The organism is Haloferax sp. ATCC BAA-644 (genome assembly GCF_000336975.1).
GTDB lineage: Archaea > Halobacteriota > Halobacteria > Halobacteriales > Haloferacaceae > Haloferax > Haloferax volcanii.
In genome coordinates, this window is record NZ_AOLF01000037.1 from 82,424 (window position 1) to 93,702 (window position 11,279).

The 11,279-nt window shown below is 70.7% G+C and carries 12 protein-coding genes; 6 read left to right on the forward strand and 6 right to left on the reverse strand.

Features of this window, described 5'->3' with window-relative positions; genetic code table 11:
- On the reverse strand, positions 1–729 hold the full coding sequence (locus tag C458_RS16550; protein ID WP_008577437.1) for a DUF2103 domain-containing protein: 729 nt from the start codon (positions 727–729) through the stop codon (positions 1–3).
- A 125-nt stretch (positions 730–854) separates the two neighbouring features.
- Between C458_RS16550 and C458_RS16555 the strand changes: the two genes are divergently transcribed.
- The gene (locus C458_RS16555; RefSeq protein WP_008577439.1) at positions 855–1,667 is read left to right on the forward strand and encodes a hypothetical protein; all 813 of its coding nucleotides are present in this window, start codon (positions 855–857) and stop codon (positions 1,665–1,667) included.
- Positions 1,668–1,687: 20 nt separating this feature from the next.
- Here C458_RS16555 and truD read toward each other — a convergent pair whose 3' ends face one another.
- Entirely contained in the window at positions 1,688–3,067 is a 1,380-nt protein-coding gene (gene truD, locus C458_RS16560; protein WP_008577441.1) for a tRNA pseudouridine(13) synthase TruD, read from the reverse strand.
- Positions 3,067–3,405, reverse strand: coding sequence for a peptidyl-tRNA hydrolase Pth2 (gene pth2 / locus C458_RS16565; protein ID WP_008577443.1), 339 nt, complete (start codon positions 3,403–3,405; stop codon positions 3,067–3,069). The genes truD and pth2 overlap by 1 nt, the downstream gene beginning before the upstream one ends.
- A 96-nt stretch (positions 3,406–3,501) precedes the next feature.
- Between pth2 and C458_RS16570 the strand changes: the two genes are divergently transcribed.
- From C458_RS16570 to C458_RS16585, 4 genes are read left to right on the forward strand one after another with little or no spacing between them, the layout of a single operon-like run.
- On the forward strand, positions 3,502–4,242 hold the full coding sequence (locus tag C458_RS16570) for a Yip1 family protein (RefSeq protein ID WP_008577445.1): 741 nt from the start codon (positions 3,502–3,504) through the stop codon (positions 4,240–4,242).
- A 50-nt stretch (positions 4,243–4,292) separates the two neighbouring features.
- Positions 4,293–4,880: a dCTP deaminase gene (gene dcd / locus C458_RS16575; RefSeq protein ID WP_008577448.1), complete on the forward strand. Its 588-nt coding sequence runs from the start codon at positions 4,293–4,295 to the stop codon at positions 4,878–4,880.
- Complete coding sequence (locus C458_RS16580; protein WP_008577450.1) at positions 4,877–5,776, forward strand: thiamine-phosphate synthase family protein; 900 nt, start codon at positions 4,877–4,879, stop codon at positions 5,774–5,776. Before dcd ends, C458_RS16580 begins: the two co-directional genes overlap by 4 nt.
- A gap of 12 nt (positions 5,777–5,788) precedes the next feature.
- Positions 5,789–6,514 (forward strand): class I SAM-dependent methyltransferase, encoded by a 726-nt coding sequence (locus tag C458_RS16585; RefSeq protein WP_008577451.1) that lies wholly within the window; start codon positions 5,789–5,791, stop codon positions 6,512–6,514.
- A gap of 129 nt (positions 6,515–6,643) precedes the next feature.
- Here C458_RS16585 and C458_RS16590 read toward each other — a convergent pair whose 3' ends face one another.
- On the reverse strand, positions 6,644–7,567 hold the full coding sequence (locus C458_RS16590; protein ID WP_008577453.1) for a sulfide-dependent adenosine diphosphate thiazole synthase: 924 nt from the start codon (positions 7,565–7,567) through the stop codon (positions 6,644–6,646).
- 90 nt (positions 7,568–7,657) lie between these two features.
- Here C458_RS16590 and C458_RS16595 point away from each other — a divergent pair, with 90 nt between their 5' ends.
- Positions 7,658–9,160, forward strand: coding sequence for a 2-oxo acid dehydrogenase subunit E2 (locus tag C458_RS16595; RefSeq protein ID WP_049897061.1), 1,503 nt, complete (start codon positions 7,658–7,660; stop codon positions 9,158–9,160).
- A 50-nt stretch (positions 9,161–9,210) separates the two neighbouring features.
- On the opposite strand, the gene C458_RS16600 is transcribed toward C458_RS16595, so the two are convergent.
- Positions 9,211–10,260 carry an NAD(+)/NADH kinase gene (locus C458_RS16600; protein ID WP_008577458.1) on the reverse strand — a complete coding sequence of 350 codons (1,050 nt, stop codon included), beginning with the start codon at positions 10,258–10,260 and terminating at the stop codon, positions 9,211–9,213.
- Positions 10,261–11,271 carry an alpha-ketoacid dehydrogenase subunit beta gene (locus C458_RS16605; protein WP_008577460.1) on the reverse strand — a complete coding sequence of 337 codons (1,011 nt, stop codon included), beginning with the start codon at positions 11,269–11,271 and terminating at the stop codon, positions 10,261–10,263. It abuts the gene before it with no gap.
- Positions 11,272–11,279: the final 8 nt, after the last annotated feature.

Consider the following 11,279-nt stretch of genomic DNA (forward strand, 5'->3'; position numbering starts at 1 on the left):
CTACTCGTCTTGGAGCCCGTCTTCGCGCAGCGCCTCGTTCAGGTCGTCGCGGACGCGCTCGCCCGTCTCGCGGTTCATCGCCGTCGTGACGATGCGGTTCTCTTGGACGCTCGACCCGTCTCGCAGGAGGAGTCTGACGTTGCCGTTGCCGTCGGCGCGGGTGACCTTCGCCCGGAGCCCCGTCCGCGACCCGGTGCCGCCGGCGTCGATGGGGCCGGGGATGACCTTCTTGACGTGCGGGTGGCCGGCGACGACGCCGATTGCCCGGCGACCCCGTCGTCCGCCGATGAGCGTGCTGTGGCTCCCGCCCAACTTTTCGGCGGGCGGGATATCGACGACCTCCAGCGTCCGCTCGCCGCGAGTGTCGAGGACGCGCTGGACGGGGTCGTCGTCGTCGGAGACGCGGTAGAACTCGTGGTGGAGTTGCGCGCGCGTCTCGCGGAGCGGAGCGCGCTCGCCCGCGGCGTACACCGTCTCGGGGCGCTTGCGCCGAATCTCGTCGGCGACGAGGCCGGCGAAGTTGCGGAGTTGAACGACCTTCGTCTCGTCGTTCGACTCGGGTATCGTCGTGACCGTCGTCTCGCCGAGCACGTCTTCGTCGTCGAGGAACGTCAGCGTCGCGCGGTCGGCCGCGAAGACGGCCACGACGGCGTCGCAGTTGGCGGTGTTGCAGGTGAGACAGTAGTCTCCCGGCTTCTCTAACGGATTTCCACACCGCCGACAGTGCATATCGACGTGTCGGTCGTGCGCGTACAAAAGGCCGTTTATGCGGGTCGAGGCGGACGCGCCGCGACTCCCGCCGCGGACTCGCCCGGCGAAACATATTCGTTCCCGTGTCCGAGACTCCACTTCGTATGCGCCGCCGCGCCCTTCTCGCGTCGCTGTCGCCGCTCGCGCTCGCCGGTCTCGCCGGACTGGTCGCGCTCGCGCTCGACCCCGAGACGACCGTCCGTCTCGCCACGCAACTTGGCCAATCGGCGCTCGACACGGGCCGGGGTGTCGCCTCGTATCTCGGTCGGGCCGCGCCGCTTTCGACGGCGCTGTTCGCCGCCCTCGCGTGGGTCGCCGCCGGGGGCTTCCGCGCCTTCGTCGCCCACCGCGACCCCTCCGACACGCGGACGACCGCCGAACACGCGTTCGCGCTCGTCGCCTCGGCGACCGTCCCGCTCGTGGCCATCTTCGCCCGCGACCGGCCGGTCGTCGTCGCCGGCGCGGGCGTCGCGCTCCTCGCCGGCGCGGGAGCCGTCTTCGCCGGCCGCTCGAACGCCAGGGGCGTCGTCACCGGGTCGCTGTACGCGGTGGCTCCCGTCGCCGTCGGCGGCGTCGTCGCGTCCCTCGTCGCCGGGCCCGCGGTCGCCCGAACCGCCACGCTGGCGCTCCCGCTGGCCGTCGGCTACGCGCTCGGCGTCGCCAGCGCCCGCGGCCGACTCCGGCTCGGCGCGGCGGTCTCGGCGCTCGCCTTCGCCGTCCCCGCGTGGGCGTACTTCCCGCCGGCCGCGGAGGCTGCCGGCTTCCAGCCGGGAACCGTCGGCTACGCGGTCGGCTTTGCGGTCGCCGCGACGCTCTTTTCGCTTCCCTCCGCGGCCATCGGCTACGCGACCACGCGCACCGCGGACGCGGCGCGTCGGGCGGGAGCCAGCCCCGCCGCGAGCGCCGTAGAACAGTAAGTTCGCGTCTCGATTCGTTTTCAGAGGTCCAGCGGGCCGGCCTTCAGATACTCGCGCATCACGGCCGTCGCGTACGAGCCGTGGGGGAGCGCGAAGTCGAAGACGAGGTCGTCAGCGCCGCCAGCGGCGTCGTCGTCGCCGCTCTCGCGCTCTACGTCGAGGTCGGTGCGGACGAGAATCGCCCGGCGCGTCCCGGTCGACCGGAAGTTGCCGGGGAGGTCGAAGTCGCCGGGTTCGAGGTCGAGGTCGTCGAGGACGGCCCGCTCGATGTCGCCCTGTTCGCCCTCCGCGAGTTCGGTGTCGGTGCCGACGAGCGGGGCCGTGACGAACGCGCGACCCCGCTCGATGTGGCGGCTCACGACATCGACGCGGCGGCCCGTCGCGGTCTGGAGGCGGCTCACGTCGGGGAGTTCCAGTCCCTCGGGCGCGTCGCGGTCAGCGAAGCAGACCACGTCGCCCTCGACGGGTTCGTCGAACGGGAGGCCGCGGTCGAGGCGCTCCGAGAGCATCCGGTTGAACGCGTAGGACTGCGCGGCGTTGACGAACAGGCGCTGGAGGTTCGACGGGACCGATTCGAGCGCGTTGCGCCAGTCTTCGTCGGTCTCCGCGCCGTCCTCCGCGAGTCGGTGGAGCATCCCCCGCTCGTAGCCGAGGTAGCCCGGAATCCGGTCGAGCGCGCGGTGCCAGTCGGGGTCGGCCGACGCGGCTTCCTCGTCGACGACGGCGCGACCCGCCTGTGTCTCCTCGGGTTCGTCCTCGGTCGGCCCGCCGCAGTACGCCAACACGGCCTCGCGCCACTCGCCGCGGACGACGTGGAGGCCGACTGTGTGGGTAATCGGGCGGATGCTGCCGAACCGCTGGTGGCCGAAGAAGTTCGGAACGCCCACGCGGCCCTCGCGGCCGCCGAACTCGGTGAGCGCGTCGGTGACGGCCGCGGCGTTGTCGGGGGTCTCGGGGTCGCGGACGCGGATGCGGAAGCCGTTGCCCGCGAGGTCACCGAAGTCAAGCGTGCGGCCGAGGCGGCCGACGACCTCGATGTCGGCGTTCGGAATCTCGGGCACGTCGGCGGCGTCGCCGCCGTTGACGGTGAACAGCTGGGTGGTCACGGCGTGTTTGTCCTTCGTGCCGGCCCACGAGACGCGCTCTCTGCTCGCGTCGAGTTCGTCCGAGAGCCGGCCCGCGAAGTCGTTGGTGTCCCAGCCGCGGAGCGTGACGCGGAGCACGAGGTTCGGGAAGTCGCCGGTCGGCGCGTCCGGCGGGCGGACGTTCAGCGAGTCGAGTTCGAGTTCGCGCACGCGGAAATCCTCGGGGGCGACGCGAAGGCGGCCGCCGACGCCGTCGGCGTCGCTCACGTAGCTGTCGATGCCGACCGCGCGCTCAAGCGGGTGTGCCTCGCGCATCAGTACAGCGAGAGGTCGCCGGTCACGCGGTCGATGTCGTCGTCCTCGGCGGGGCCGACGGCGAGCGCCGTCACCGTGCCGGGGTCGAGCTGCGTGTGCCCCGCGTCGCGGATGATGGCGTGGGGAATGCCCGCCCGCTCGGCCTTGTCCGCGAGCGTGAACAGTTCGGACTCGCCGTTGGCCTTGAGGACGACCTTCTTCTGTCCCTCGCCCTTCCAGCGCTTCCGGGTCTGCGAGTCGGTGTCCTCGTAGGCGGACAGCGAGGCGTGGGCGACCTGCGCGGCGAGCTTTCCCCGGCCCATGCCGAGGTCGGCGCGTGCGACGATGGCCTGTTTCATGCCCGCTACTCCCCGCCGACGCGGTAAATGTCCTCCCATCGCGGGCGTCGCGTACGGGGCAAAAGACATTTCACAGACATTTCCGTGGTTCGACCGATGGCAGGTCCCCGAACGCCTCTCCGCAAGCCGCGCGAGTACTTCGCGTCGCGGCCGCGACCGCTCGACACCCGGCGGGCACTCGCCGTCGTCGCGCTCGTGACGCTCGTCGTCGCGGCCGCCACCGGCGCTATCCTCGTCACGTTCACCCAACAGCTCGACCAGCGGGTCAGCGTCGACAACCCCCAACACGCCCCCGAGTTCATGTGCGAGAACTACGAGGAAGGCGGTCCCTTCGACGACATGGACGCGCCGGCGGGCTGTGACCCGTCGGTGCCCGAACAGCTCGACGAGCGCCTCGGCGACCTCGTCTGGCAGGAACTCTCGTGGGTCCCGTGGGCGATGCTCCTCGGCGTGCCGCTGTTCTGGCTGTTCGAGGGGGCGATGCTCCACCTCGGCACGTCGCTCGTCGGCGGCGAGGGCGACTTCACCGAGACGCTGACGGTCGCCGCGTGGGGGATGGTCCCGAGCGCGGCCCGCGCCCTCGCGCTCGCCGGCTACCTCGCCTACGCCCTCCCGCGAATCGACCTCCCGTCGACGCCCGACGCCGCGGTCGCCGCGATGCAGTCCGCGCTGTCCGGCTTCGGCCTCGTCAGCGGGGCCGTCGTGGTCGTCACGGTCGCGTGGGCGACGTACGTCCGCACCTACGGGATGGCTCGCGCCCGCGACCTCGACGTGGAGTCGGCCGCGGTCGTCACCGTCGGCCTGAGCCTCGTCGGCCTCCTGTTCGAACTCCTCTGAGCCGCGCCGAGAAGGTGGATTTACTTGTCCGCGACGCGCTCCCTTCGAGTATGATACTCTCCGACTCGGACATCCTCGCTCGCCTCGCCGAGGGTGACCTCGTGGTCGACCCGATAGACGACGTGGATATGCAGGTCCAGCCCGCGAGCGTCGACCTCCGTCTCGGCACCGAATTCCTGGAGTTCCAGCGCACGAACATCTCCTGTATCCACCCGAATCGAGAGCACGAAGTCTCCGAGTACGTCCGCGAGACGCACGTCCCGGAGGGCGACGACTTCATCCTCCACCCCGGCGACTTCGTCCTCGGCACGACCAAAGAGCGCGTGGAGATTCCCGCCGACCTCCTTGCGACCGTCGAGGGCCGGTCGTCGCTCGGCCGACTCGCGGTCGTCATCCACGCCACCGCGGGTATCGTCGACCCCGGCTACGAGGGCCAAATCACGCTCGAACTGTCGAACCTCGGCACCGCCCCGGTCGCGCTCACCCCCGGCATGCGCATCTCGCAGCTCGTGTTCACGGAGATGAAGTCGCCCGCGGACCGCCCCTACGGGGTCGAACGCGGCTCGAAGTATCAAGGCCAGCGCGGGCCGCAGGCGTCGCGGCTCAGTTCGGACCCCGAGTTCGGTGGCGACGAATGAAGTTCATCGAAGAAATCGTCGTCGACGCGTTCCTCCCGACGTTCCGCGCGCTCCTCGCGGAGGACCTCCGGGACCGCGGGTTCACCCAGTCGGAGGTCGCTGAGGCGCTCGGCATCAGCCAGAGCGCCGTCTCGAAGTACGCCCACGGCGAGGTCGCCACGAACGAGCGGGTCGCAGACGACCCTCGCGTCGTCGACCTCGTCTCCCGCGTCGGCGACGGCCTCGCCACCGGCGACATGACGCCCGTGCAGGCGCTCGTCGAGGCCGAGGTTCTCATCCGCCAACTGGAGGAGGGCGACCTGCTTTCGGACCTCCACGAGGAGGTGATGCCCGAACTCGCCTCCCACGACGGCTTCCGAAGCATCCACGACCCCGAGGGTCGCCTCCGAACCGTCGAGCAGGTCCGCTCGTCGGTCCGCCGCGGCCTCCGCATGCTCACGAACACCTCCGGCTTCGCGGGGCTCATCCCGAACGTCGGCTCCAACCTCGTGGAGTCGCTCCCGGACGCCGACAGCGTCGACGACGTGGCCGCCATCCCCGGCCGCATCTTCGACGTGAAGGGGCAGGCGACCGTCCCCGGCGAACCCGAGTTCGGCGTCAGCGGCCACGTCGCGGGCGTCCTGCTTTCGGCCCGCGCCGCCGGTGCCGACGTGAACGCCGCGCTCAACATCGTCTACGACGCGGGCGTCATCGAGGACCTCGAAGCCGCGGGCTACGAGTGCATCGAGTTCGACCCGGACGCGCCGACCGACCCGGTCCGCGAACTCCTCACCGCCCGCGACCTCCCGGAGACGTTCGTCGTCTACCAGAGCGGCGGCTACGGCATCGAACCCATCACGTACATCCTCGGACCCGACGCGCCCGCCGTCGCCGACGTGGTCCGCGTCCTGCTCTGAGGCTTCCGTCCCATGACAGCCGAACAGTCCGGGTCTCGTTCTCGCGCTCGCTCCCGTTCCCGTTCTCGCTCCGCTGTCGCCCAGTCGTTCTACACCTGCTGGGCGACGCTGTACGACGCGCTCGCCCGCCGCGCACCCGGCGTCGGGAGCGTCCGAACCGAAGCCGCCGACGCGCTCGCGCTCGCCCCGGGCGAGACGGTCGTCGAGATGGGCTGCGGAACGGGCGCGAACCTCCCGTACCTCGCCGAGCGCGTCGGTCCCGAGGGGACCGTCGTCGGCGTCGATTTCTCCCCCGGCGTCCTCGACGTGGCCCGCGAGCGAACCCGCGAGTTCCCGCAGGTCCACCTCGTCCGCGCCGACGCGACCCGGCCGCCGGTCGCGGGCGACCTCGATGCATCGCCGGACGCCGTCCTCGGCACGTTCGTCTCGGGGATGTTCGACGACCCCGCGGCCGCGGTCTCGTCGTGGGCGGACCTCGTCGGCTCCGGCGGCCGGCTCTGTCTCGTCGACCTCGCGGAGACGACCGTGCCGCGCTGGCGACCGCTCAATCCGGCGTTTCGGGCGCTCGTCCGTGCCACCGCGCCGCCGGGGTCGCGAACGATGCGCGCGTCGCCGACGAAGCTGCTGAACCGGCGACTCGTGGCGGCCCATCGAGCGCTCGAATCGCGGTGTCGGGTGACCCGCGAGACGACCCACGCGCTCGGCTTCGCGCGGGTCCGTGCGGGCGTGGTCGAGTAGCTGATTCAGAAGCGCCGCGCTGTCGTCACTTCTAGGTCGTCTGCGACACGGACGAAAACGGGTCGGGAGCGACCCGAAACAAGTGTCAGAGGCGTCGGGGGAACCGACAATCGGACCGTCGGGAGACGGTCAGTCGTCGGCCGGAGCGGGCCCGGAGATGCTCACTTCGGGCGCGTCGCGGCCGAGTTCGTCGAGACAGGACTGCGCCGCCTGTCGGCCGGACAGCAGCATGGCACCGAACGTCGGGCCCATGCGCGGCAGGTGGTGGGCGGTGGCGACGGCCATGCCGGAGGCGACGACGCCGGGGTGGACGACGCCCGTCGCGTCGACGATGCTGTCTTCGCTCTCGGAGACCCACATCGAGTCGTGGCCGGGCGAGTCGTGGCCGGGCGCGCCGTACTCGCCGTCGGCGGTCTTGTCCATCCCCGTGTTGTGTTCTGCGGCGTGTTCGATGCCGTTCACGTCGAGGACGCCGCGCTCGGAGAGCTTCGAGAGGACCACCGCGTCGTGGCCCGTCGCGTCGAGGACGAGGTCGGACTCGACCGCGATGGGGTCGACACAGGTGAGTTCGCGCGGGAGCGCGTGGACCGGCGTCCAGTTCATGACGATGCCGCCGACGCGGTCCTCCTCGCGGAGGACGACGTCGGTGAACTCCGTCATGTTCTGTATCTTCGCGCCGGCGTCGCAGGCGGCCTTGATGAGCGCGGAACAGGCGTGCGGGCCGTCAGCGACGTACAGCCCCTCGGCCTCGTCGCTCTCCTCGTAGGGGACGCCGAGCTCGTCGAGGACGCGCTGGGCCGGGTCGCGGACGGTCACCTTGTTCATGAGGAAGCCGCCCAGCCAGAAGCCGCCGCCGAGGTAGTTGTTCTTCTCCACGATGGTCACCTCGACGCCGCGCTCGGCGAGTTCCTTGGCCGCGACGAGCCCGGAGGGGCCGCCGCCGACGACGATGACTTCGGTGTCGGTGCGCTCGCGGAACTCCTCCATCCACGAGTCCGAAATCGCGCGCGTGACCTGTGCTTCCGTCGCGTCGGTGAAGCCGTCGAACGACATACTACCTAATGATACCACCTAGTAGTAAAATCTGGTGGTCGCGCCTCGGCCGACCTAGATATATCACGTTCTATTGTGTATGTTACTGCCATGGCGTACGTAGTCAAAATGCCCAAACTGGGGTTGGAGATGAAGTCCGGCGAGCTTTCGGCGTGGCTCGTCTCGGAGGGCGACGAGGTCACCGAGGGCGAGCCAATCGCTGAAATCGAGTCGGAGAAGACGACCGCGGAAATCGACGCCAAGGAAGACGGCGTTCTGCGGCGCGTCGTTCTCGCGGAAGGCGAGTCGACAGCGCCCGGCGGTGCGCTGGCAATCGTCGCCGGCGCGGACGAAGACATCTCCGGGTTGGAGGCGGACGCGGGCGTCGGTGAGGGCGAGAGTGACCCCGCCGCGGCCGACGACGCGGCGGCGGACTCGGGTGCGGCCGAGGCGACCGACACGGCGGCGGCGACCGGGGACGCCTCGTCGGTCACGAAGCAACGGCCGAGCGGGTCGGACGGCCCGTCCGGGAACGGCGAGGTCCGCGCGTCGCCGCGTGCGAAGCGACTCGCGGACGACCTCGGGGTCGACCTCACGACCGTCGATGGCTCCGGGCCACAGGGCGCAATCACCGAGAGCGACGTGGAAGCCGCGGCGGAGTCCGCGGAATCCGCCGGGGGCGACGCGGGGGCGACCGCCGACGCGGCCGAAAAGCGCGTGTTCGCCCCGCCGAGCGCCCGCCGCCTCGCCCGCGAACTCGGCGTCGACATCGAGGCCGTCGAGGGGACGGGACAGAACGGCCGCATCACCGAGTCCGACGTGCGGGCGGCGGGCGGCGCGACTGCGGCGGCGACCGACTCGGCGGCCGCCGGAGCCGCCACGACCGCTGCGACTGACACGACTGCCGCGCGCGAACCGGCCGAAACGGAGCGGCCGCTATCCGGGATGCGCCGCACCATCGCTGACCGCCTCGGAGAGAGCTACCGCGAGGCGGTCCACGTCACGGTCGACCGCCGCGCCGACGCGGAGGAACTGTTGGCCGCGGCGAACGCCGCCGACGACGCTCTCGGCGCGGACGTGTCGATAACGGATGTCCTGCTCCTCGCGCTCTCGGCGTCGCTCGACGAACACCCCGAGTTCAACGCGACGTTCGAAGACGGCGTCCACCGGCTCCACGGGGAACACAACGTCTGCATCGCGGTCGACGTCGACGAGGGGCTCATCGCACCGGTCGTCCGCGACGTGGCCTCGCTGTCGCTTTCCGAACTCGCCGAGACCCGCGCCGAGACCACTCAGCGGGCGCTGTCGGGCGACTTCACGATGGACGACCTCTCGGGGGGGACGTTCACCGTCTCGAACCTCGGCGTCCTCGGCGTCGAGTCGTTCGACCCGATAATCAACCCGCCGCAGGTCGCCATCCTCGGCGTCAACACGATTCGCCGGGAGGCCGTGCCGACCGACGACGGCGACGTGGCCGTCCGGCGGGTCATCTCGTTTTCGCTGTCGTTCGACCACCGCATCGTCGACGGGGCGGACGCCGCCCGCATGCTCGGCACGCTCGTCGAACACGTCGAGAACCCGTGGCCGCTCGTCATCGCCGCCGGCGGGCGGTGAAAAAAGAGGTCGAACTGGTCGGGGGGGTCGACCGGCCCGTCCCCGCCGGCTCACCCGAGCCTGAAGCGCCCGTCGTCGGCCGCCCGTTCGAGGACCGCCTCGACGTCGACCAGTCGCGGGCCGTCGCTTACCGGACGGAGGCGGACGGTTCCGTTTCGCACCTCGTGTTCGCGCTCGCCGTCGACGCTTATCACCCCGCGGTCCACCTCGAACGCGTAGTCCTCGCCGTCGTCGAGGACGCGGTGTTCGGCCACGTCGACCGCCGAGAGGCGTCCGGGGACGGTAATTGCTCTGACCGTCGTTGCCGGCCCGGTCGTCGCGTCCGCCGCCCCCGCCGCGTCTGTCCCGTCACCCCCGTCATCCCCCTCACGGGCCAGTCGGAAGCCGACGCCGCCGGGGTCGTCCGGTCGGTGCGTGACGAGACCGCCGGCGATACCCGACAGGCCGATTTCCGCGGGCGACGAGCGCGAGACGACGCCGCCGACGATGTCGCTCGGGTCGAGAATCGCCCGCGTGCCCACGAAGGGGCGGTCGAGGACGCCGACGGTGGCGAGGCCACGGATGACCATCGTCTCCTCGGACCGGACCACGTCGACCTCGATGGTTCCGTGGCGCGTGGTCGCCTCCGCGGCGGGGACTGCGCCGCTTCCGACGAGCGCGGCGGCCGCGCCCGCGACGGTGCCGTCGACGGGCGTCGGGACGACGTTGTTCGTCCCCGTCGAGATGCTCACGACCGGCACGTCGTCGACGGTCTGGGCCACGTCCCGCGTCGTGCCGTCGCCGCCGAGGACGACGACGGCGTCGGCGTGCTCCGCGAAGTGGGCCGCGGCCGTTCGGCTGTCTTGACCCGACGCGGTGACCGTCATGTCCACGAACTCGGTTCCGACTCCGTCGGGCGCGTCGTCGACGATACGGCCGGCGAGCCCCGTGTTGTCGGGCATGACGAGCACCTCCGCGTCGTCGACGAGCGTCAGCCCCGCGAGGACGCAGCCCGCGGTGCGGCGTTTCGCGTAGTTGTTACTGACGCTCGCGCCGCCGGTGAGTCGGCGGATGTCGCGGCCGGCGGCGGGGTTGACGACGAGCCCGATAGCGGTCGTCACTTACACGATGCGGTTGATTGCGGCTTCCACGTCGGAGCCGTGGGGGAGCACCTCTTCTTCGAGCGCGGGGCTGAAGGGGATGTGAACGTCTGCGACGCCGACCCGCTGGATGGGCGCGTCGAGGCTGTAAAACGCGTTCTCCATGACGCGCGTCGCCACCTCGGCGTGGGTCCCGTACGACAGCGGGCTCTCGTCGGCGATGACGAGGCGGCCGGTCTTTTTCACGCTCTCGACCAGCGTCTCGGTGTCCATCGGGTAGAGCGACCGGAGGTCGATGACCTCGACGCTCGTCCGTCCCGCGAGTTCCTCGGCGAGTTCGACCGACTCACCGACCATGCGCTGGGTGGCGACGACGGTCACGTCCTCGCCCTCGCGCTCGACGCTCGCGGTGCCGATTGGGATAGTGAAATCCTCGTCGAGCGGAACCTCGCCCTTCTGTTCGTATATCTGCTTGTTCTCGAAGACGATGACCGGGTCGTCCGACCGGATGGCCGACTTCAGGAGGCCCTTTGCGGACGCCGGCGTCGCGGGCGCGACGGCCATCACGCCGGGGAAGTGGGCGAACCACGTGTGAATCGTCCCGGAGTGCTGGCTGGCCGCGCCGCTCCCGCCGCCTTCTGTCGTTCGGACGGTGACGGGCATCTCCGTCTTGCCGCCGAACATGTAGCGGTTCTTCGCCATCTGGTTGATTATCTGCTCGGAGCAGACGCCCATGAAGTCCGAGAACATGATTTCGACGACCGGCCGCGTCCCGGTCGCCGCCGCGCCGACCGCCGCGCCCATGAAGCCGGCCTCGCTGATGGGCGTGTCGCGGACGCGCTCCTCGCCGAACTGCTCGACGAGGTCACCCGTGACCTCGTAGACGCCGCCGAACGCGCCGACGTCCTCGCCCATGACGAACACGTCATCGTCGCGTTCGAGCTCCTCGCGGAGGGCGAGCCGAATCGCCTCCCGGATGGTCATCTCCTTCGTCTGGTCCGGGCCGGTTCCGCTTTTCGTCTCGGTGCTCATCGGTCCGC